The organism is Sphingomonas phyllosphaerae 5.2 (assembly GCF_000419605.1).
GTDB classification, from domain to species: Bacteria; Pseudomonadota; Alphaproteobacteria; order Sphingomonadales; family Sphingomonadaceae; genus Sphingomonas; species Sphingomonas phyllosphaerae_B.
This window is the reverse complement of sequence record NZ_ATTI01000001.1, coordinates 3,548,987-3,570,890: the sequence shown is the minus strand read 5'-3', so window position 1 is coordinate 3,570,890 and position 21,904 is coordinate 3,548,987. Positions and strand designations below refer to the sequence as shown.

19 protein-coding genes are annotated in these 21,904 nt (G+C 67.8%); 10 read left to right on the top strand and 9 right to left on the bottom strand.

All coding sequences use genetic code 11. The features are described from left to right. Positions 1-3 precede the first annotated feature (3 nt). From glgA to SPHPHY_RS0117010, 3 genes are read left to right on the top strand one after another with little or no spacing between them, the layout of a single operon-like run. Positions 4-1,452 (top strand): glycogen synthase GlgA, encoded by a 1,449-nt coding sequence (glgA, locus tag SPHPHY_RS0117020; RefSeq protein WP_022687893.1) that lies wholly within the window; start codon positions 4-6, stop codon positions 1,450-1,452. Beyond that, positions 1,449-3,068, top strand: coding sequence for an alpha-D-glucose phosphate-specific phosphoglucomutase (locus SPHPHY_RS0117015; protein WP_022687892.1), 1,620 nt, complete (start codon positions 1,449-1,451; stop codon positions 3,066-3,068). Before glgA ends, SPHPHY_RS0117015 begins: the two co-directional genes overlap by 4 nt. Positions 3,069-3,127: 59 nt before the next feature. Further along, positions 3,128-4,813: a glycogen debranching enzyme gene (locus tag SPHPHY_RS0117010; protein ID WP_081645451.1), complete on the top strand. Its 1,686-nt coding sequence runs from the start codon at positions 3,128-3,130 to the stop codon at positions 4,811-4,813. Here SPHPHY_RS0117010 and SPHPHY_RS20520 read toward each other — a convergent pair. Further along, complete coding sequence (locus SPHPHY_RS20520) at positions 4,795-5,112, bottom strand: PilZ domain-containing protein (RefSeq protein ID WP_022687889.1); 318 nt, start codon at positions 5,110-5,112, stop codon at positions 4,795-4,797. The genes SPHPHY_RS0117010 and SPHPHY_RS20520 overlap by 19 nt on opposite strands. Positions 5,113-5,238: 126 nt before the next feature. Between SPHPHY_RS20520 and SPHPHY_RS0117000 the strand changes: the two genes are divergently transcribed. Both SPHPHY_RS0117000 and SPHPHY_RS0116995 read left to right on the top strand, forming a co-directional pair. Then, positions 5,239-6,420 (top strand): M24 family metallopeptidase, encoded by a 1,182-nt coding sequence (locus SPHPHY_RS0117000; RefSeq protein ID WP_022687888.1) that lies wholly within the window; start codon positions 5,239-5,241, stop codon positions 6,418-6,420. 43 nt (positions 6,421-6,463) lie between these two features. Continuing rightward, positions 6,464-7,657: a multidrug effflux MFS transporter gene (locus tag SPHPHY_RS0116995; RefSeq protein ID WP_022687887.1), complete on the top strand. Its 1,194-nt coding sequence runs from the start codon at positions 6,464-6,466 to the stop codon at positions 7,655-7,657. On the opposite strand, the gene SPHPHY_RS20515 is transcribed toward SPHPHY_RS0116995, so the two are convergent. The 4 genes from SPHPHY_RS20515 to SPHPHY_RS0116975 form a co-directional block, all read right to left on the bottom strand. Next, positions 7,612-8,919: a PepSY-associated TM helix domain-containing protein gene (locus SPHPHY_RS20515; RefSeq protein WP_022687886.1), complete on the bottom strand. Its 1,308-nt coding sequence runs from the start codon at positions 8,917-8,919 to the stop codon at positions 7,612-7,614. The genes SPHPHY_RS0116995 and SPHPHY_RS20515 overlap by 46 nt on opposite strands. Before the next feature lie 50 nt (positions 8,920-8,969). After that, on the bottom strand, positions 8,970-9,350 hold the full coding sequence (locus tag SPHPHY_RS21065; RefSeq protein ID WP_022687885.1) for a hypothetical protein: 381 nt from the start codon (positions 9,348-9,350) through the stop codon (positions 8,970-8,972). 130 nt (positions 9,351-9,480) lie between these two features. Next, positions 9,481-9,939 (bottom strand): OsmC family protein, encoded by a 459-nt coding sequence (locus SPHPHY_RS0116980; protein ID WP_028057059.1) that lies wholly within the window; start codon positions 9,937-9,939, stop codon positions 9,481-9,483. Then, complete coding sequence (locus tag SPHPHY_RS0116975; protein ID WP_022687883.1) at positions 9,936-11,873, bottom strand: OPT family oligopeptide transporter; 1,938 nt, start codon at positions 11,871-11,873, stop codon at positions 9,936-9,938. Before SPHPHY_RS0116975 ends, SPHPHY_RS0116980 begins: the two co-directional genes overlap by 4 nt. A gap of 52 nt (positions 11,874-11,925) precedes the next feature. Between SPHPHY_RS0116975 and SPHPHY_RS0116970 the strand changes: the two genes are divergently transcribed. Continuing rightward, entirely contained in the window at positions 11,926-12,579 is a 654-nt protein-coding gene (locus tag SPHPHY_RS0116970) for an FMN-binding negative transcriptional regulator (protein ID WP_231370447.1), read from the top strand. A 13-nt stretch (positions 12,580-12,592) separates the two neighbouring features. Here the strand turns inward: SPHPHY_RS0116970 and SPHPHY_RS21060 are convergent, their stop codons facing one another. Further along, positions 12,593-13,375, bottom strand: coding sequence for a DUF6454 family protein (locus tag SPHPHY_RS21060; protein ID WP_022687881.1), 783 nt, complete (start codon positions 13,373-13,375; stop codon positions 12,593-12,595). A gap of 940 nt (positions 13,376-14,315) precedes the next feature. On the opposite strand from SPHPHY_RS21060, the gene SPHPHY_RS0116955 reads away from it, so the two are divergent. From SPHPHY_RS0116955 to SPHPHY_RS21555, 3 genes are all read left to right on the top strand, one after another. Next, positions 14,316-15,602, top strand: a complete 1,287-nt coding sequence (locus tag SPHPHY_RS0116955; protein ID WP_022687880.1) for a homoserine dehydrogenase — start codon at positions 14,316-14,318, stop codon at positions 15,600-15,602. A gap of 135 nt (positions 15,603-15,737) precedes the next feature. Next, positions 15,738-16,961 (top strand): threonine synthase, encoded by a 1,224-nt coding sequence (locus SPHPHY_RS0116950; RefSeq protein WP_022687879.1) that lies wholly within the window; start codon positions 15,738-15,740, stop codon positions 16,959-16,961. Between the two features lie 626 nt (positions 16,962-17,587). After that, complete coding sequence (locus tag SPHPHY_RS21555; RefSeq protein WP_081645349.1) at positions 17,588-18,049, top strand: VOC family protein; 462 nt, start codon at positions 17,588-17,590, stop codon at positions 18,047-18,049. An 85-nt stretch (positions 18,050-18,134) separates the two neighbouring features. On the opposite strand, the gene SPHPHY_RS21550 is transcribed toward SPHPHY_RS21555, so the two are convergent. The 3 genes from SPHPHY_RS21550 to murA all read right to left on the bottom strand — a co-directional run bounded on the left by SPHPHY_RS21550 (position 18,135) and on the right by murA (position 21,004). Next, a protein-coding gene (locus tag SPHPHY_RS21550; protein ID WP_156025127.1) for an IS630 family transposase occupies positions 18,135-19,077 on the bottom strand; the annotation gives its coding sequence in 2 pieces (ribosomal slippage) (positions 18,135-18,732 and positions 18,731-19,077; 945 coding nt in all). A gap of 284 nt (positions 19,078-19,361) precedes the next feature. Further along, entirely contained in the window at positions 19,362-19,574 is a 213-nt protein-coding gene (locus tag SPHPHY_RS0116935) for a hypothetical protein (protein ID WP_156025126.1), read from the bottom strand. Positions 19,575-19,720: 146 nt separating this feature from the next. Further along, positions 19,721-21,004: a UDP-N-acetylglucosamine 1-carboxyvinyltransferase gene (gene murA / locus SPHPHY_RS0116930; RefSeq protein ID WP_022687877.1), complete on the bottom strand. Its 1,284-nt coding sequence runs from the start codon at positions 21,002-21,004 to the stop codon at positions 19,721-19,723. A 136-nt stretch (positions 21,005-21,140) separates the two neighbouring features. On the opposite strand from murA, the gene SPHPHY_RS0116925 reads away from it, so the two are divergent. Further along, positions 21,141-21,881 carry a Crp/Fnr family transcriptional regulator gene (locus SPHPHY_RS0116925; RefSeq protein ID WP_022687876.1) on the top strand — a complete coding sequence of 247 codons (741 nt, stop codon included), beginning with the start codon at positions 21,141-21,143 and terminating at the stop codon, positions 21,879-21,881. Positions 21,882-21,904: the final 23 nt, after the last annotated feature.

The following is a 21,904-nucleotide window of genomic DNA, read 5'->3' as shown; positions in this document are numbered from 1 at the left end:
CGCATGACGATCTCGGTCCTGTCGGTCGCGTCCGAAGCCTATCCGCTGGTCAAGACCGGCGGGCTGGGTGACGTGGTCGGCGCGCTGCCCGCCGCCTTGGAAGCACATGACGTCACCGTCACCACGCTCATCCCCGGCTATCCGCGCGTGATGGCGGCGGTGAAGGAGTCGGCGGTGCTTCACGACTGGCCAGACCTGCTCGGCGCGCCGGCACGACTGCTGTCGGGGGCGCTTGGCGGGCACAAGTTGCTGGTGCTCGACGCCCCGGGTTATTTCGCGCGGGAGGGCGGGCCATACGGTGATCCGTCGGGACGCGATTGGGACGACAATTGGCGCCGCTTCGCCGCGTTCGCGCGTGCGGCCGCCGATCTGGCTTCCGGCGCGGTCAAGGGTTTTCGCTTCGACGTGCTGCACGCACACGACTGGCAGGCCGGGCTCGCACCCGCCTACCTCCGCTTCGCACCGGCCGGCGGGCGTGTCGCGCGTTCGGTAATGACGATCCACAACATCGCCTTTCAGGGGCGCTACGACGCCGGGATCTTCGGCTCGCTCGCGCTGCCCGACCGCGCCTTCGCGGTCGATGGCGTCGAATATTACGGCGGGGTCGGCTTCCTGAAGTCCGGACTGGAGGCCGCCGATGCGATCACCACCGTCAGCCCGACCTATGCAGCCGAAATCCTGCGCCCCGACTTCGGCATGGGTCTGGAGGGATTGATCCGCACGCGACAGGATCGCGTGTCGGGCATCGTCAACGGAATCGATCCGGCGGTGTGGAACCCTGCCGCGGACGCTGCCCTCCCGGAGCGCTATGACGCCGCCACGCTGTCGGCGCGTGCCGCGAACAAGCGGGCGCTGGAGGCAGCGTTCGCGCTGGAGCCGGGCGACGGCCCGCTATTCTGCGTCATAACGCGGCTGACGTGGCAGAAGGGCATGGACGTGCTTGCCGATACCGTCGATGCGCTGGTCGCGGGCGGCGGGCGGCTCGCGCTGCTCGGCTCCGGCGACCCCGGGATCGAACAGGCCTTCATCGCGGCGGCGAAGCGGCACCCGGGGCGGGTCGCCGTGCGGATCGGCTACGACGAGGCGCTGTCGCACCTGATGCAGGGCGGAGCCGACGCGATCCTGATCCCGTCGCGGTTCGAACCGTGCGGGCTGACCCAGCTTTACGGCCTTGCTTATGGTTGCGTGCCGGTGGTGGCGCGGACCGGCGGGCTGGCCGACACGATCATCCACGCCAACGATGCCGCGCTCGACGCGCGTGTGGCGACCGGTATCCAGTTCGATGCGGTCACGCACGAGTCACTGGCGCGCGCCATTGCGCTTGCGATACGACTACACGCCATTCCCGAACGCTGGACCTCGCTCCAGCGCGCGGGCATGGCCGCGGACTTCTCCTGGGCGACCAGTGGACGCCGTTATGCCGACCTCTACCGGGAGCTGCTGTCAGCATGATCCGTACCGTTCCGACCACGCCCTTTACCGATCAGAAGCCGGGCACTTCGGGCCTGCGCAAGAAGGTGAAGGTATTCCAGCAGCCGAACTACGCCGAAAATTTCATCCAGTCGGTGTTCGACGTGGTGGAGGGCAAGACCGGCGCGACGCTGGTGATCGGCGGCGATGGTCGCTACCTCAACCGCGAGGTGATCCAGACCGCGATCCGCATGGCCGCCGCGGCCGGGTTCGCGCGCGTCGTCGTCGGGCAGGGCGGTATCCTTTCTACCCCGGCCGCCTCCAACGTGATTCGCCGGCGCGGCGCGATCGGCGGTTTGGTGCTGTCGGCCAGCCACAATCCCGGCGGGCCTGAAGAAGATTTCGGCATCAAGTACAATGTCGCCAACGGCGGCCCGGCGCCCGAGAAGGTCACCGACGCAATCCACGCCCGTACCCTGTCGATCGACGCCTGGCACGCTGCCGATACCGCGGACATCGATCTCGATGCGCTCGGCGACGTGACGGTCGAGGGCATGACCGTCGAGGTGATCGATTCCGTCTCCGACTATGCCGAACTGATGGAGACGTTGTTCGATTTCGCCGCGATCCGCGCCGCAAAGCTGACGATGGCTTTCGACGCGATGAGCGCGGTGACCGGCCCGTATGCGACCGAGATCCTGGAGCGCCGGCTCGGTTTCGCGCCCGGCACGGTGCGCAATGGCATCCCGCTGGAGGATTTCGGCGGCCATCATCCGGACCCCAATCTCGTCCACGCGCACGAACTTTACGAAACGATGATGGCCGACGACGCGCCCGATTTCGGTGCGGCATCGGACGGCGACGGCGACCGCAACCTCATCATCGGGCGTGCGCGCTTCATCACGCCGTCGGACAGCCTCGCGATGCTCGCCGCCAACGCGCATCTTGCGCCCGGCTATCGGCAGGGGTTGAAGGGGATCGCCCGCTCGATGCCGACCAGCGCGGCGGCGGATCGCGTCGCCGCGAAGCTCGGCATCCCGTCGTTCGAAACGCCGACCGGCTGGAAGTTCTTCGGCAACCTGCTCGACGCCGGCATGGCGACGATCTGCGGGGAGGAGAGTGCCGGTACCGGCAGCGATCACGTTCGCGAGAAGGACGGGCTGTGGGCGGTGCTGCTGTGGCTCAACATCCTCGCTGCGACCGGCAAGAGCGTCGACCGGATCGCACGCGACCATTGGGCGGAATATGGTCGCAATTACTACGCTCGTCACGATTACGAGGGCGTCGACAGCGCTGCGGCCGACACGTTGATGGCCGAATTGCGTGGCAAGCTCGCCACGCTGCCTGGCACGTCGTTCGGCGCGCTCACGGTCGCGACCGCGGACGACTTCGCTTATGAGGACCCGACCGATGCGTCGGTCAGCCGCAATCAGGGCGTTCGCGTGCTGTTCGAAGGTGGCAGCCGCGTCGTCTTCCGCCTGTCGGGCACCGGCACCAGTGGCGCGACGTTGCGCGTGTACCTCGAACGCTACGAACCGGCGGATGGCGATCTTGATGCCGAGACCGGCGCGATGCTCGCCGACATCGTCGCCGCGGCCGACGCGATCGCCGGCATCCGGGCGCATACCGGACGCGAGCAGCCCGACGTCGTGACGTGACCGCGACGCTCGTCGCGGGCGGCGTCGACTTCGCGGTGCGCGCGCCGCACACCGACGCGATGTGGCTATGCCTGTTCGACGGCGATGCCGAGCGTCGCGTCGCCATGACCGGCGACGGCGACGTCTGGCATGTGCACGTCTCGGGGGCAGGGGCCGGCGTGCGCTACGGCTTCCGCAGCGCCACGGACGCCGGCAAGCTGCTGGTCGACCCGTACGCCGTCACGCTCGATCGTTGCTTCGGCTACGATCCCCGTCTGCGCGAGCCCGGCATCGACACCGCCGCGCTGGTGCCGAAGGCGATCGTCACCGCGCCGCTGCCGCCGCTCGACCTCGCGCCCGTGTTTCTCCCCGGCGGGCTGGTCTACGAGGTGAACGTGCGTGCCTTCACGATGCGTCACCCCGATGTACCGGCGGCGCAGCGCGGCACGATCGCCGCGCTCGCGCACCCGTCGGTGATCGCGCACCTGAAACGGATCGGTGTCGGCGCAGTGGAGCTGATGCCGGTCGTCGCATGGATCGACGAACGCCACCTTCCGCCGCTGGGGCTCGGCAACGGCTGGGGCTACAACCCGGTCGTGCCGATGGCGCTCGACCCGCGGCTCGCTCCCGGCGGCGTCGACGAGCTGCGCGCGACGGTTGCCGCTCTGCGCAACGCCGGCATCGGGACGATCCTCGACGTGGTACTGAACCATACCGGCGAGAGCGACCTGCTCGGCCCGACGCTCAGCCTGCGCGGCCTCGACGATGCCGCCTACGCCCGCACCCCCGATGGCACGCTGATCAACGACGCCGGCACCGGCAACACGCTCGACTTCGCGAATCAGGCGGTCCGCACGCTGGCGCTCGATACGATGCGTCACTTCGTGACCCAGGCCGGCGTCGACGGTTTCCGCTTCGACCTTGCCACCGTCATGGCGCGCGGTCCGGGCTTCGATCGCGTCGCGCCGATCTTCGCCGAGATCGCGGCCGATCCGTTACTCTCGTCACGCGTGCTGATCGCCGAGCCGTGGGATATCGGCCCGGGCGGTTACCAGCTCGGCAGCTTCCCCGAAGCGTGGCTGGAGTGGAACGACCGCTACCGCGACGACATCCGCCGCTTCTGGCGCGGCGATGGTAGTGCGGGTGCGCTCGCGACGCGGCTGATGGGATCAGGCGACATCTTCGGCGAGCGCACGCGCGGGGTCGCCTTCGCCGCTGCGCATGACGGCTTCACCTTGTCCGACACCGTTTCCTTCGCCGAGCGTCACAATCACGCCAATGGCGAGCACAACCGTGACGGCCATGCCGGCGAGATCGCATGGAACAACGGTGTCGAAGGTGTGAGCGACGATCCCGCGATCCATGCCGCTCGCGCCACCGACCAGCGCGCGCTGCTTGCCACGTTGTTCGCCACGCACGGCACGATCATGCTGACCGCCGGCGACGAATTCGGCCGCACGCAGGACGGCAACAACAACGGCTATGCGCAGGACGAATTGCTGTGGCTAGACTGGCCGGGCCGCGACCTCGAACTCGAGGCGTTCGTCGCCGACCTTGCACGGCGGCGCGCGGCTTGTCCGTCGCTGGCCGACCCGCACATCGCGCGCGACGCGACATGGCGTCGGCTCGATGGTCAGCCGATGTCCGATGGCGACTGGACGAATGCGGACGGTTTCATCCTCAACCTGCGCGACGCGACGATCGTGGTCGATCGCACGAGACGCACCGTCACGCTCGAGCCGTCAGCCTATTCGCAAACGGCATAGGGTGCGGCGTTCGTCGTCGCATCGACCAGGTCGCGCAATTCCCTGGCGTTCAACGGCTTCATGAACTCGCAGCCGAACAGATTGCCGTCCACCCACGCCACGCGCGCATGCCGCTCGGCATTGCCCGGCAGCGTCAGCTTCAGCAGCGTTCCCGTCGCCAGCGGCAGTGCCGTGCGCGCGCGCAGTCCCGCGGCCGATGCATCGAGTATCTCGATAGATACCGCGAGCCGCGCCAGCCCGCGGCATTCAGCCGGCAGCCGTGGCTCGCGACGGTTGTCGATCAGCGGTTTGGATGCCATGACCCCTTCTCTCTTCTTCTTGCCCCGCCCCGGAAGTAGCGGCGCAGGAGTAAAGAAGCGGTAACCACCTATGTTATTGCGCGGCTCTGGCTGCGGTGGTGCTGACCCATTTTGGCGGAGCGTGGCATGGCGATTGGCGGATCGAGCACGACGGCAGAGCTGGCGGCGCTGCGTCCTTGGGCGGACGCGGCTCCCGCGATCACCGTGCAGGAGCGTGCCGCGCGGCTGGAGCGCGCCCGCGCTCTGGCCGCCGCGCTCGGTGCGGACGCGCTTCTGGTGCAGGCCGGCGCCTCGCTACGCTACTTCACCGGCGTGCCGTGGAACCCGAGCGAGCGGATGGTCGCGCTGCTGCTGCCCGTCGTCGGCACGCCGAAGCTGGTCTGCCCGGCGTTCGAGCGCGGTACACTGGAGGCTGAACTCGCGATCCCCGCCGACCTGCTGCTGTGGGAAGAGGACGAGGATCCCGTCGCGCTCGTCGCCGCCGCGCTGCCCGCCGGCGCGACGCTGGCGCTCGATCCGCTGCTGTTCTTCGGCTGGGCGCGCAAGCTGGAGGGCACCGGCCTTACGACGATCGACGGGGCGGCGGCCATCGACGGCTGCCGCCTGATCAAGTCGCCGGCCGAGCTCGCGCTGCTGAAACAGGCCAAGCAGATGACGCTGGCGGTGCAGGCCGCCGCCGCGCGCATCCTTGCGCCCGGTATCCGCGAAAGCGAAGTCGTACGCTTCATCGACGACGCGCACCGCGCGATCGGTGGTGGCGGCTCCACCTTCTGCATCGTCCAGTTCGGGAGGGCGACCGCTTATCCGCACGGCCTGCCCGGCGACCGCGCCTTGGCGGAAGGCGACGTGGTGCTGGTCGACACCGGCTGCCGGGTGGAGGGCTACCACTCCGACATCACGCGCACTTACGCGTTCGGTCCGGTCGCCGACGAGGTGCGCGCGATCTGGGCGATCGAACACGCGGCGCAGGCGGCTGCTTTCGCGGCGGTCAAGCCGGGTGTGCCGTGCGAGGCGATCGACGCCGCTGCCCGCGACGTGCTGGTGCGGGAGGGGCTGGGGCCGGACTATCGCCTGCCCGGCCTGCCGCACCGCACCGGGCACGGCATCGGGCTGTCGATCCACGAACCCGCCTATCTCGTGCGGGGCGATACGACGTCGCTTGCGCCCGGCATGTGCTTCTCCAACGAACCGATGATCGTCGTGCCGGGCCGGTTCGGCATCCGGCTGGAGGATCATTTCCACGTCACGGACGCTGGGGCGGCATGGTTTACCCCGCCGCAACCGAGCATCGACCGCCCCTTCGACTGAACACGGACAGGAAGTCATGAAGCCCCACGCCGCGCCACCGGGAATGCGTCCCGGCGAGTTCGTCGCTTTCGTCGCCGCGGTGATGGCCGTCAACGCACTGGGCGTCGACCTGATGCTGCCCGCGCTCGCCGATATCGGCCGCGACCTGTCGGTCGGCGCGGCGAACCACCGGCAATGGGTGGTGACCGCCTATGTGTTGGGCTTCGGGGTTGGGCAATTGCTTTATGGCCCGCTCGCCGATCGTTATGGGCGCAAGCCGGTGCTGGTCGCCACCTTGGTCGGGTTCGTCGGCGCCAGCGTCTTCGCGGCGGCTTCGGCAACCTTCACGGTGTTGCTGGGCGCGCGCGTGTTGCAGGGGCTGATGTCGGCCTCGACCCGCGTCATCGCGGTGGCGGTGGTACGCGACAATGCGTCGGGACGAGCGATGGCGCGCACCATGTCGGTGGCGCAGATGATCTTCTTCCTGGTCCCGATCCTCGCGCCGACGATCGGGCAGGGGTTGCTGGTGATCGGGCCGTGGCGTTTCGTTTTTTATGCGCTCGGCGGCTTTGCGGGACTGGTGCTGCTGTGGACGCTGGTCCGCCTGCCGGAGACGTTGCCCGCCGACCGCCGCACCGCGATCTCCCTCGCCAACCTCGCAAGCAGCTACCGGCTCACGCTTACCAACCGCTATTCGATCGGTTACGCGCTAGCCGCTTCGTTGACCTTTGGCGGGATCATCGCGTTCGTCTCCTCGGCGCAGCAGGTCTTCGTCGATGAGTTCGGCGCCGGTGACCGCTTCACGTTGCTCTTCGCGATCTGCGCTGGCGCGATGGGTGTCGCGTCGTTCATGAATAGCCGGCTGGTCGAGAGGCTCGGCACACGGCTGATCTCGCAGGTGGCGGTGCTGGCGCTGATCGTGCTGTCCGTGCTGCACCTGTCGGTGGTGTGGGTGGGGTGGGAGACGCTGGTCAGCTACATGATTTTCCAGTCGCTCAGCATGACCTGCATCGGCCTGTGCGGTTCGAACTTCGGCGCGATGGCGATGGAGCCGGTCGGCCGCATCGCCGGGACGGCTTCGTCGGTACAGGGCTTCATCACCAGTGTTGGCGCGGTGCTGGTCGGATCGGCGATCGGCCAATCCTATGCCGGCACCACGCTGCCGCTGACGCTGGGCTATCTCGCGATCGGCGTCACGACCTTGGTGATCGTCTATGTCGTGGAGGAAGGGCAGCTGTTCCGCGCCCGGCTCGCCTGACCCGTCCACGCCGCGACCCGCCCATAAGCGAGCGCGGCGAGCATCGTCAGCCCGGTCAGCGGAAAGATCACCCCCGCCACGGCCATGATCGCCAGTAGTCCCGCGCCCGTCCGGGCGTCCGGCAGGGTGGTCCGCCCGCGCGGCCCGCGCTTCCACCACATCACCGGCGCGCTGATCGTCAACAGGGCGAGCGCTGCGCATGCGAACAGCATCACCAGCCGGTTCGCCTCGCCATATTCCTTCCCCTGGTGGACGGCGGCACTCCACTCGATCACCTGCGCTGGCCTGCCGAAGTCGCCGAACCCGGCATCCTGCAACACGCGCCCGGTGCCGGCATCGACATAGACGACATGCGCCGCCCCCGATGGCCCCAGTGTCGCGCTGACCAGATACGGCGAGCCCGGGCTCGCCGGCCACGTCAGCGTCCAGTCCGGCGCCATGCCGTGCGCGCGCGCCGCCGTCAGCGCCATCTCGGCGGAGACGCGTGGTGCGCCGCCCATCGGCATCGCGTGCTGCTGTAACGACCATGGCAGATCGTGTTCGGCATGCGCCTGGCCCGTCGGCGCGGTCGGCCGGCCCCAGCCCGCGCCGGCGACCCCCGCCTGCACGTTGCGGCCCCATATCGCGCTCCACGGCATTCCGCTGATCGCAAGAAACAGGATCAACCCGCCTGCGAACAGCCCGGTCGTTGCGTGCAGATCGCGCCAGAACAGCCGCCCCGCCGGCCGGCCGCGCACTGCGACGGTGCGTCCGCGGCTCCACCACAGATACAGCCCGCTTACCACCAGCACGATCGACCAACCCGCCGCGATCTCGATCAGCCAGTTGCCGATCCACCCGGCCAGCGCCAGGCTGTGGAGATGCTTGACCGTCTGCATCACTCCGCCAGCGTTCGTGGTGCCGAACACGTGGGCATCATGCGGATCGACGAAGGCCATTCGCAGGCTGCCGTCGCTACGCCGCACGGTGACGCGCCAACTTTCGTCAAGCACAGCGGGCTTCTGCACCTGCGTCACCGCGCCGCCCACCGTCGCACCGACGCGCGTGGCCAGTGTATCCAGCGGGAAGGTCGGCCGCCCCGGCGTGACATGGATCCAGTCGGCGTAGACCTGCCGCTCGATCTCGGGCTTGTAGAGATACAGCGCGCCGGTCACGGCCAGCCACAGCAGGAACGGCAGCACCAGTACACCAGCCACGAAATGCCAGCGCCACACTGCGCGCTGGAGCTCGGCCGCGAGCGCGGCCGGACGGGAAGAAGACATCGGCGATCATCCTCGGCACGGCCCGCGCGCAGGGCGGGCCGGGGTAGCGTTCAGCGGATCGAGGAGATCGTCGGAGGTGCGCGAAGCGGCGGGCGCCAGCGCAGCGCGGCGCGCGCGCGTCGCGTCGCGGCAGGCCGCGCCACCGGGAGCCGGAGGCGTGCGAGCGGCACGGCGAGCAGCACGGCGATCACCATGATCGTCGTGACCGCGGCGATCGCCGCGAAGGCGCACGGACGCTCGAAACCGTCATGCTTCGGCGCGTCGTGGCCGTGCCCGTGCGGCACGCTTGCCATCACGCCCGGGCAGGAGACGATCGCGACCTGCCCGTCGGCGACATGCGGCATGAATCCGGCCGGCACCAGCAGCCGCACGAACAGCGCTAGCGTCGCGAGGATCGCGAGCAGTTGCGGCCTGGAGCGAAGGCCGATCATCGCATACGATCCGGCGGCGCGGGCGTAACGAAGCCATCCAGGGCCGGTGCCCTGAGATGCTTCGCTATGCGGGCAACGACGAAACGGGAGAGCCACATGCCCGCATCCTACCGCGCGATGGTTAACGCGCCTATACCGTCGCGACCGTAACGACCGCCTTGTGCCGCACCGGAAAGGCGACCGATCGCGCGATGAAGCACCGCGCTTGCGCCGCTTGGTGTAACGACTCGGCCAGCGCGACGTCCCCGGGTGCGATCGTCACCGCCGGGCGCAGCAGCGCCTCGGTGATCCGGCCGCTGCCGTCGCTGTCCAGCGTTAGCACCGCCTCCGCGTCATCGACGTAGGCGGTGACGACCACCCCCGCCTCGGCGCAGAGATGCAGGTACCAGAGTTGATGGCATGCGCTGATCGCTCCCAGCAACAATTCCTCCGGGTTCCAGCGCGTTGCATCGCCGCGGAAGCGCGGGTCCGATGATCCGGCGATCGCTGGCTTCCCCGGCGCGGTGATCTCGTGGTCGCGCGCATAGGCGGTGTAGCTCGCGGTGCCGACGCCGCGATCGCCCGTCCAGCGCAAGCGAAGGCGCGTCATGCCGCGTGCAGCCGCCGCGTGCGCCGATACAGCCACCACGTCACCAACGCGAACAGCAGCGTTCCCGCGATCAACGCCGGCGTCTCGAACCCGTCCACCAGCGCCAGCGGTGTCTCGGTGCCGCTCTCATAGACGATACCGGCGAAGACGACGTTCCACAGGCTCTCACCCACGATCATCCCGGTCGCGGTCAGCACGCCCAGCCGCTTCGCGCCTTCGGCCTCGGCGCGCCCGTCCGCGGCCTTGTCGTAGAGATGCCCGATCACCGCGCCGACCACCACCGTCAGCGTTGCACTCATCGGCAGGTAGATGCCGAGCCCCACGCCCAGCGGCGGCAACCGGAGCCGCCCGGCGCGTCCGAGCATTTCGTCCAGCACGATCGCCACGCCGCCCGCCAGCGCACCCCAGCCGATCATCGACCAGTTGAGATTGCCGCCCAGCACGCCCTGCGCCAGCGCGGAGATCAGCGCCGCCTGCGGTGCGGCCAGCGCGTTCGGCCCCGCACCCGGCATCCCGGCGAACCCGAACGAGGTGTAGAGCAACTGCATCACGGGTGGCACCACCACCGATCCGAAGCAAACCCCGATCACCAGCGCGACCTGCTGCTTCCACGGCGTCGCGCCGACCAGTTGCCCGGTCTTCAGGTCCTGGAGATTGTCGTTCGAGATCGTCGCTACGCCGAAGACGATGCCGGTCACGATCAACGCATAGGCGACCAGCGCCTGCGTCTGCTCGGGTGGCCCGCCGCGCCCGAAGAGCCCGACCAGCAACGTCGCCGCCGCGATCACCGACAAGATGCCGATCCCCGAAACCGGCGAGTTCGACGCGCCGATCAGCCCGGCCATGTACCCGCACACCGCCGCGATCACGAGCCCGATTACCGCGACGAAGATCAGGCTGCCCGCCACCAGCGCCCATTCGTGCCCGGCCAGTGGCCCGCCCGCTACAACCGAATGCAGCAGTAGTGCGACCGGAACGAGCATCGCGACGCTGATGGTCGCGACGATCCCGATCGGCAGGTCGCGCTCCTCGATGGCGACGCTCGCCCCGCGCTCGGCCGACATCGCCGCGCGCAAGCCACCGATCACCGGGCCGGCGATCCGCAGCAACGTCCAGATTGCAGCGACCCCGATCACGCCCGCGCCGAAGAAGCGTACGTCGCTGCGGAACACGCCATTCGCCCATGCGGCAACGTCGCCCGTGTGCGGCGTGGCGGCGGTAAGGATCGGCAGCACGATCCACCAGCCGACGGTGACGCCAAGCAGGATCGCCATTCCGGCCGACAGCCCGATCAGGTGGCCCGCCCCGAGCAGCGCGAACGACAGTCCTGCGCTTACTCCGGTCGCACCGCCGCCGATCCGGAAATAGCGCGCCGCCTCGCCGACGATCAACCGCGTCTGCGTCAGGATCGAGAAGCCGGCCGCGGCCAGCGTGCTCGCCACGATCGCGGACAGCCCCTTGGCGCTTTCTGCTCCGCCGCGTCGGCTTTCCTCACCCACCTTCAGCACTTCGGCGGCGGCTCTGCCCTCGGGGTAGGGCAGCGTCGTGTCGACCACCAGCGCGCGGCGCAGTGGCACCGAGAACATCACGCCGAGGATGCCGCCGGTCGCGGTGATCGCGGCGGTGGTCACGAACGGAAAGCCCTGCCACCATCCGATCATCACGAGGCCGGGCAGCACGAAGATGATCGCCGCCAGCGTCCCTGCCGCAGAGGCGACGGTCTGGACGATGTTGTTCTCCAGAATCGACGAATTACGGAACGCGCGCAGCACCGCCATCGAGATCACCGCGGCGGGGATCGAGGTCGCGAAGGTCAGTCCGATCTTCAGTCCTAGATAAACGTTCGCGGCGGTGAACAGCAACGTGATCAACCCGCCGAGCAGCACGCCGCGCAGCGTGAGTTCGACGGGGGAGCGAGCGGGAGGGTGCGTCATGTGCGCCTGTCTGGCACAAGTGCGCCGGTGACGACAGCAGGCGCGCGCCACCATGGCGCGGCGATCGCGCTCCGGCTACGTCGAGTCGATGTACTGCCCCCCAGCCTTTCGTGAGGATCGTCCGGAGGTGCTGCGCGCTGCCATGCAGTCGCATCCACTGGCGACTCTCGTCACCACCCGCGACGGTGACCTGGCCGCCAGCATCGTGCCGTTCATTGTCGAGCGTGTGCCGGAGGGCTTCGTCCTGCGTGCCCATCTTGCGAGGGCGAACGGCCAGCTCCTCGATCTGCGAGCGGGAGCATCGGCGTTGGTGATCTTCCAGGGGCCGCAGGCGTATGTCAGTCCATCATGGTATGCGAGCAAGCTCGCCGATGGGAAGGTCGTGCCTACCTGGAACTATGTCGTGGTACAGGTCCGGGGCGTCGCACGGGTGATCGACGATCCTGCATGGCTGCTCGACCATCTCGAGGCGCTGACGGCAAGCCATGAAGCAGGGCAGGCGGCGCCTTGGACACCTTCCGACGCCCCGCCCGATTTCATCCGTGCCCAGGTAAAAGGTATCGCGGGCGTGGAAATTCCGCTCGACCGGATCGAAGGCAAGTGGAAGGTCAGCCAGAATCGCGCGCTCGCCGATCGGGCGGGAGTGGCACGTGGTCTCCGCGACGCCGGGCATGATGCGGCCGCCGCGCTCGTGCCGCTGTCCTGACTGCTACCCGCATTCAGGCATGGGCGGACGTGGGATCGTCCAGCCGGAAGTGGAACACCCGTCCGCGCCCATCCTCGGGCGCGAGGTACAATTCGCGTCCCTCCACCGCCATGCCCTCGGCGGTATAGCCGCCTGCGCGGATCGACCGGCGGAGCGTCAAAGCGGGCCAGTCGAGCCAGTCGACCGTTCCGTTCCACCAGGTCCGCGGTCCTCCCGCGACCAGCCGCCCGCCGACGAACTTCATGTCCTGATAGCGCGTGCCGGAGGGATTGGGCACGATCCGCATGTGGCGCGGATCGTCGCGGTCGACGACGTAGAGCAGGCGGCTGTCCCAATTGCCCGCCACCAGCCAGCGCCCGTGCGCCGCGATGCATCCGATATGATCCGCGACGGGGATGCGTCGCCGCACTGCCAGCGTCTCGGTATCGATCTCAACCAGCATCGCCGAGCTGTTCGCGCGCAACTCCGCGACCGGCACCCACAGCGACCGTCCGTCGATCGAGATCCCGCCGGGGTGATACCGCACGCCATCGGTCAAATCGATGCGTCGCAATACGCGACCGCTCACGCGATCGACCTCGTGGAGATAGCCGCGCCGCGTAGCGCGATCGACCGACGTCACCCACATCCGCGCGGCTTGCAATTCCAGCCCTTGCACGTGAAACAGCTCGCCATCCAGCGTGATCGCCCCGTGGAAGCGCGCACCTTCGATCGCCTCATCGAACGGTTCCGGCGCGGCGGCGACCGAGAGGCTCGCCAGCAAGAGGAGTACGATCGTCAGCCCCGTTCGCATCATCCGCTTCGCCCCCGTCGCTTGCCTTCGCGTCGTCCTTGGCCCGAGTGCGTGTCATCCCCGCGCAAGTTCGGTTGCGGTTTGATGAGCGGGGCGTGTCACCTGTGTGATGAACCCGCATGCAGGTCCGCCGCGCCACTGCCGTCGAGGCTGCCGCGACCGTGACGCTGATCCGGCCGGTGATCCCGGCGGGCGGACGCTACTCGCTGCGCGCGACAAGTAGGTCGACGCCGTGCCCGCCTATCGGCGCGGGCGGGATCGCGAGACATTCGTCACGGACACGAGCTGCTCGGCAGCTACTATACCCGCGCCAACTACCCCGCGCCGGCGATCACGTCGTCGATCGTGGCTATGTCGTCATGAGGGCGTGCGTGGGGGTGCACAGGCGGTGGGCGCGTAGCATTCACGGGAGCGTGCTTGCGGGCGCGTGTTCATCGCGATGCAGTTCGACTTCGTGGTGGCCAGCAACATAGGCGCAGTCGGCCTTTGGTGATCACACGGAGGCGTGATCGTTGGCCATCTGCCGCATGCGTTATGCCGCCCGGCGCGCATGGGTCGTCGACGTGTCGGTGATGTTTTGGTTGCCGGAGACGGTCTGACGTCTTGGCCGGGGGGATGGCCCGCCGACCGATCCCCCCTTTCCGCTGCCGGTTCGACCCGGCGCATCCTATCCAGTTTTCCTGTTCCCCCGTGCTCTTTGGCGCGGCGAATCAGTGCCTAGCTGAGGTCGAGGCCAAAAAAAAGCCGGGCAGTGCCCGGCTGTAAAAGTTTTTAGGAGAGGATGCCTGAAAGGCACGGCTTTTGTGCGCCGCACCACCGATGAACGCAAGTGCAATAATATCTAGCGCAGTTGCACGTATTGCAACCTGCGTCGATGGGTGCGCGGCTCGACAGCCAGTGTGCAACCTCTTAGCAGCGTCGCCGGCAAGTACGGGAGGCGGGCATGGCGCAGGCATTACGAGTGGCATTGGCGGGGCTGGGCACGGTCGGTGGCGGGGTGATCCGCGTGCTGGATGAGAATCGCGAGCTGATTACCCGTCGTGCCGGGCGCCCGATCGACGTCGTCGCGGTCTCCGCGCGTGATCGCGCCAAGAACCGCGGCGTCGACCTGTCGCGTTTTCAGTGGATCGACGACACCGCCGCGATGGCAGACGTCCACGCCGACGTGGTGGTCGAGCTGATCGGTGGCTCCGACGGCCCCGCGCTCGCGCTGGCGCGCCGCACGTTGGCGGCCGGCAAGGGCTTCGTCACCGCCAACAAGGCGATGCTGGCGCATCATGGGCTGGAACTGGCGCGCGCCGCGGAGGGTGCGGGCGTGGCGCTGAAGTTCGAGGCTGCGGTCGCGGGCGGTATTCCGGTGATCAAGGGGCTGCGCGAGGGTGCCGCGGCGAACGAGATTGCGCGCGTCTACGGCATCCTCAACGGCACCTGCAATTTCATCCTGTCGAAGATGGAGGCCGAAGCTCGTGACTTCGCCGAGGTGCTCGCCGAGGCGCAGGCGCTGGGCTTCGCCGAGGCCGATCCGTCGTTCGACATCGACGGTGTCGACGCCGCACACAAATTGTCGATCCTCGCCAGTCTCGCCTTCGGCACTGCACCCGCGTTCGGCGATGTCGCGATCAGTGGCATCCGCCATGTGCTGGCCGCCGACATCGCGGAGGCCGCGGCACTCGGATATCGCGTGCGGCTGGTCGGTATCGCCGAAGCCGACACGCACGGCCTTTTCCAGCGTGTCCACGCGCACCTTGTCCCCAACGACCATCCGCTCGCGCACGTCACCGGCGCCACCAATGCGGTCGTCGCGGAAGGCAATTTCGTCGGTCGGTTGCTGTTTCAGGGCGCCGGTGCGGGCGAGGGGCCGACAGCCAGCGCGGTCGTCGCCGACCTGATCGACATCGCGCGCGGAGAGTTCGGCCCCCCCTACGCCATGCCCGCCGACGCGCTGGCGGTGAGCGGCGCAGCCGACAGCGGCGAGCGGCGCGGGCGCGCCTATCTTCGTTTCGCCGTCGCTGACCGGGTCGGCGTGCTCGCCGAGATCGCGGCCGCAATGCGTGACGCCGGCGTCTCGATCGAGAGCCTGATCCAGCGCGGCGCGCATGCTGACGGCAGCGTGCTGGTCGCGATCGTCACCCATGAGGGGCCGGAGCGCTGCGTCGCCGCCGCGCTGGAGCGACTGCGTGGTTCGCAGAGCCTGACCGGCGAGCCGATGTGGATGCACATCCTGGGTTGAAGTGAGGGCGGCGGGCTAGCCGGTCCCATCCGTGATCCCGGCGACTCCGGAAATCCGGATTCGTGAAGACCTGTGGGCCCGTGATTCCCCAAGGCGGGGATGACGGGCGATGATGCGCGCAGTAAACCCGTCCGCATGAACGACAATCTCACCGCCGATCGCCCGACCTTCGTCACGCACCTCGAATGTTCGCTGACGGGCGAGCGCTATGCGGCCGACGCGCTCCACAATCTGTCGCGTGCCGGTCGCCCGCTGCTGGTGCGTTACGATCTCGACGCGGCGCGCGCTGCACTTCCGCGCGATGTGCTGACGGCACGACAGACCGACTTGTGGCGCTGGCGCGAATTGCTGCCGATCCGCCACGCTCGCAATGTCGTCAGCCTCGGCGAAGTCGAGACCCCGTTGATCCCGATCCCAGCCAGCGCCGGCCCGAACGTGCTGGTAAAGGACGAGGGGCGCCTGCCGACCGGCAGCTTCAAGGCACGCGGCCTGGTGATGGCAGTTGCGATGGCGAAGGAATTGGGCGTCACACGCATCGCAATGCCGACCAACGGCAACGCCGGCGCCGCGCTTGCCGCCTATGCCACACGCGTCGGAATCGAGACGATCGTCTTCTGCCCGGAGGACACGCCGGAGGTGAACGTGCGTGAAATCGCCGCGCAGGGTGCGCGTGTCTGGCGCGTCAACGGCCTGATCGACGATTGCGGCGCGATTGTTGGCAGAGGTGCCGCGGAGGGGCGCTGGTTCGACTTCTCGACGCTGAAGGAGCCGTACCGGATCGAGGGCAAGAAGACGATGGGGCTGGAACTCGCCGCGCAGCTCGGCTGGCGGCTGCCGCGCGCGATCTTCTACCCGACCGGTGGCGGCACCGGGTTGATCGGGATGTGGAAGGCGTTCGACGAGATGGAGAAGCTCGGCTGGATCGGCGCCGAGCGTCCGCGGATGTTTGCGGTGCAGGCCGCGGGATGTGCGCCGATCGTGCGTGCGTTCGAGGCGGGCGAGGAACATGCCGAGCGCTGGGAAGACGCGCACACCATCGCCGCGGGCATCCGCGTGCCGCGCGCGGTGGGCGACTTCCTGATCCTGCGCGCGGTGCGCGAGAGCGGCGGGAAGGCCGTGGCGGTCGGCGACCCCGCGATCCTCGCGGCGGTGGACGAATGCGCGCGGCGCGACGGCCTGCTGCTGTGCCCCGAAGGCGGCGCGACGCTGGCGGCGTACCGGCAGGCGCTGCGCGACGGCGAGGTCGACGAGGACGAGGAAGTCGTGCTGTTCAACTGCGCGACGGGGTTGAAGTATCCGTTGCCCGCCGCCGAGCAGCGGCTGGATCGACATAAGACGATCGACTTCGACGGGCTATAGCGATGGCGCAAATCGCCTGGGCGCAGAAATTCCACCTTCTGCGATCTATCGAAAATGGTGGCTTCGACTGATACGCTCGAATCCCCGGAGAAAACCTACACACTGCGCCACACTGTTATGGGTGCATTGGTCTTGTGGGCACCATACATCTTCGTCTGGTTTGTCCTTGGACCGAAATTTGATCGAACTTACCGATGGATAGCCATAGGGTGGGCCAGCGTTTGGTGCGCCGCACTCGCACTCGGCGCTGTCGGCCAGTATGTCGATCACTATCGCTCCCAAGCGCCTGGGGATAAAGCCGTACCGTAAATCGCAGGCCTTGTTTCAAGCGCCTGCCGCTTGGGCTTATGCCCGCCTACGCCCAGACCTTGCCGTTCAATCGATCAACATGGCTTCCCGAAACCGGTCGTTTCGAGAAGGCGCGGCCGTCCCGTTTCTCCATCTTTGATATGCCATCCGGGTGTCTTCGCGCACCAGCATAGGCCGTCCCGCAACACGTTCCTTTTCGGGAGGAGGCCTAAGCGTTAAGGCGTCACCATGAAGATCGTCCGCTATGCTGCTGGTGTCGGTTGCAGCCGGGGCGCAGTCCCTGACACCGCAAGCGGCGGCCCAGTGAGAGTGCAGCAATGACCGACGCCGCAAACGTACTTGCCGTGGACCACACAGGCTTCGCTGTATCGTCTCTGGACGAAGCCGTTCGGTTCTGGACGGGAGCGCTCGGTTTCGCACTTGTGCGGCAATCGGAAATGGGGGGCGACTTCCTGCATCAGGTGACAGGTGTCGATGATCCGCGAGTGAAAACGGCGATCGTCAAAGCACCCGACGGCTACGTGGTCGAACTGTTGCAATATTCAAACGGACCCCAGAACGGGACGGTGCCCAACAGCGCTGGATCTATCGGAGCGGCCCACCTAGCTTTGACCGTCAAGGATATTCATGCCGCCATCGCCCGCGTCGAGGCAGCGGGATGGAAAGCGAAAGGTAGTCCGCTGCCGATCCCGGGTGGTCCTCGGATGGGAACGTTGGTGGCCTATGTTTCAGGCCCCGATCATATCACGATAGAGCTTATGCAGCCGCCAGCCCGTTGACGGGTCGGCGGGAGCAATCCGCCTAACCATCCTTTTCGGGGAAAACGGCGACGCAAAAGGTGACGGCAGCTAGAGTCGGATGACATCAAGCTGACTCATATCCTGAGTTGACGAGGTAGTTGCGGCATTCTGCGGGGGAGAAGGCATCGAGAAGCGTGCCGACGCGTCGCCATGTTGCCTCGTGGGATCGCTCGGCGGCCTTGCGCATGAGGTGCTTGAGCTTGGCGAAGACCTGCTCGATCGGGTTCAGGTCCGGGCTGTAGGGCGGCAGGAACAGCAGCCTGGCACCGACCGCACGGATAGCGTTGCGGATGGCGGGTTTCTTGTGGCTGGAGAGGTTGTCCATGATGACGACGTCGCCGGGCGACAGCGTCGGCACGAGGCACTGCTCGATATAGTCGGTGAAGCTTTGCGCGTTGACCGGCTGGTCCAGCACGCACGGCGCGTCGATCCGGTCGCAGCGCAGCGCCGCCAGGAACGTCATCGTGCGCCAGTGGCCGTAGGGCACCTTGGCATGGAGCCGCTGGCCGACCGGTGCCCAACCGCGCAAGGGGGCCATGTTCGTCTTCACCCACGTCTCATCGATGAAGACGAGACGCGCCGGATCAAGCCGACCCTGGTATTTCTTCCACTGCGCCCGACGCCGGGCGATCGCGGGACGGAGTTGTTCGGCGGGCAGCACGCTTTTTTTTGAAGCTCAGCCCCTCGACATGGGCGAACCGCCAGACCTGAACATAGTCGACCTTCACGTCGCGGCCCGCCAACTCCGCTACCAGTCCACGCAAGGTGAAGTCGCGGGTCATCCGCTCCAGCAGCCAGTCACGTGTCGCGCCGGACAGGATGTTGGATCGGCGACCACCCATCCGGCTCGGCGCGGCGCTGCCCGTATCGCGAAAGCGCCGCACCCATTTGATCGCCGAACTCGGCGCCACCCCGAAGCGTGAAGCAGCCGCGTGGCACGACATGCCATCGGCGATTACCGCCCCGACCACCCGTTCCCGCAGGTCCATCGAATACGGCTTTGACATGCTGGCTGGCCTCCTTCGCCAGCCAGCACATTGAATCAAATCGCCAGCCCAATGGGAATCCTCAGCGATTCAGATCCACGTCATCACGCTCTAGCGCCATCGGCCCGCCGAAACCTGCCTGTCGCCTTTCCACCAACTCCCGTCATTCCCGCGCAAGCGGGAATCCAGACGCGCAGGTCTTCGCTAGAGTCACGGATGTCGGGGCTTCCGGGCTCCCGCATGGGCGGGAATGACGGGCCGTGCGGAATAACGCGGGTGACCGGTGCGTTTGGGCCGGCAGCCGATCAATACGGCGCGCAGGCCCGTCGCCGCTGGATACCCTTGATCGTCAGCACGAGATGACCAAGCCGCTCGCGCACCAGTCCTTCGGCCAGCAACAGGCTGATCGTCGCGGGATCATGCCCACGCGAAATGATCAGCGTCGCGCCGGCGCTGCGTGCGGTCCACAGGATCGTCTCGAGCTGCTCGCGTGGCGAGCGGCCGGTGTTCGCGTCCATCGTCTCCACCCCGTTCGGGCGTGCGGACGACTCGTGTCGCCGCAGGGATGCGACAGGACCCGGCGCAGGCCGGTCCGTCAACGCCCCGCCGGCAACTTGACCGAGATTGGTTGACGAAGCGTTAACGTCTCCGGACGAAGCGAGCGTCAGCCTCCGCCGTCGCGCTCGATGTCGGCACCGACCGCCTGGAGTTTCTCCTCCAGCCGCTCGTACCCGCGATCGAGGTGGTAGACGCGGGACACCGTCGTCTCGCCGTCCGCGACCAGCCCGGCGATGATGAGGCTCATCGACGCGCGCAGGTCAGTCGCCATCACCGGCGCACCGATCAGCCGCTCGACGCCGTTCACCTCCGCGGTGCGTCCGCGCACGCTGATGTCCGCGCCCATCCGCGCCAGCTCGGGCACGTGCATGTAGCGGTTCTCGAAGATCGTCTCGGTCAACGTGCTGGTGCCGGGCGCCTTGCACAGCATCGCCATGAACTGCGCCTGCATGTCGGTGGCAAAGCCCGGGTAGGGCGCGGTCGACAGCACGAGCGGCTTCAGCTCGGCCTCGGAGGTGACGAGGATCGAATCGCGCCGCTCCTCGATCCCGACGCCCGCTTCGCGGAGCGCGTCCAGCGTCGCGCCCATGTCGGCGGGCGCCACCCCGGTCAGCTCCACCGCGCCGCCCGTCACCGCAACCGCGCAGGCGTAGCTACCCGCCTCGATCCGGTCCGGCATCACCTTGTAGGTCGCGCCGTGCAGTTCGGTGACGCCCTCGATCTCCAGCGTATCGGTGCCCACCCCTTCGATCCTTGCCCCCATCGCGATCAGGCAGCGGCACAGGTCGACGATCTCGGGCTCGCGCGCGGCATTCTCGATCCGGCTCGATCCCCGTGCGGTGACCGCGGCCATGACGACATTCTCGGTCGCGCCGACCGACACCACCGGGAACGCATAGCGCCCGCCCGCCAGCCGTCCGCCCGGCGCGGTCGCGGTCACGTACCCCGCGCTCATCTCCAGCGTCGCGCCGATCGCCTCCAGCGCCTTCAGGTGCAGGTCAATCGGACGATTGCCGATCGCGCAGCCGCCCGGCAGCGAGACGCGTGCCTGTCCGGCGCGTGCCAGGATCGGCCCCAGCACCAGGATCGACGCGCGCATCTTGCGGACGATATCGTAGGGCGCCTCCGTCGAGGTCAATTGCCCGGCACGGATCGTCATCACCCGTCCGAATTCGTCGGGCTTGCTGCCCTCGATCCGCGTCGACGCACCCAATTGGTTGAGCAGGTGCCCGAAGCCGTCGACGTCGGCCAGCCGCGGCAGGTTGCGCAGCGTCAGCGGCTCGTCGGTCAGCAATGCGCACGGCATCAGGGTGAGGGCGGCGTTCTTGGCGCCGGAGACTGGCAGCTTGCCGTTCAGGCGGTTGCCGCCGCGGATGAGGATACGGTCCATCGAACGCCTCTATCGTGCCCGCGCGCCCGCGCCAAGCGAGCGCCGCGCATCACGCACAAAGGATGGTTGATCGGTTTTAATGCGCGGGCCGGCCACGCCCGCGTAACGATCTTACGACTTTAAGGATCTTCATTGCGTGCCAGCGCTTAGTTTCGCCGACCGGATCGGCGACGTCCTGCCCCTTACCGTGATCGAACGCAGCGCGCTCGGCGACCTGACCGAGCGTGAGCGCGTGCTGCGCCGTGGCGCAACGCTGGTGCGGCAGAACGAGCGTTCGGTCGAGTTGTTCGCGCTGAAGAGCGGAATGATGATGGGCTATGTGCTGCTCGACGACGGCAGCCGGCAAATCCTGCGCTTCATCTTTCCGGGCGATCTGCTCGGGTCCGATGTGCTCGCTTACAGCAAGGCGCAACAGACGCTTGTCGCGACCGCCGACAGCGTCGTCGCGCCGATCGATCGCCAGGCGCTGGTCGACGTGATGCTGCGCCATCCGCGGCTGGCGCTGGCACTCGCCGCCCTGGAACAGGCGGAATGCGTCGCGATGGCCGACCGGCTGGCGGCGATCGCCAAGACGTCGGCGCGGGCGCGGGTGGCCGCGGTGCTGCTCGAGATCCGCGAACGGATGGGGCGCGTCGATGCGGCGATCGGCAACAGCTTCATCCCCGGATTGACACAGGAGGAGCTCGGCGACGCCGTCGGGCTCACCTCCGTCCACGTCAACCGCATGCTCCGCCAGCTGGAGGACATGCGGTTGATCGCGCGCAGTGCCGGGCGCTTCACGATCCTCGACGAGGCCGGGCTACGCCGCGCCGCCGGACACGTCGACCGCCGCGCCCGCGTCGATCTGTCGTGGCTGCCGGAGCAGCAGCGCGGCTGACCGTCGTCCCGGATGCGATGGTG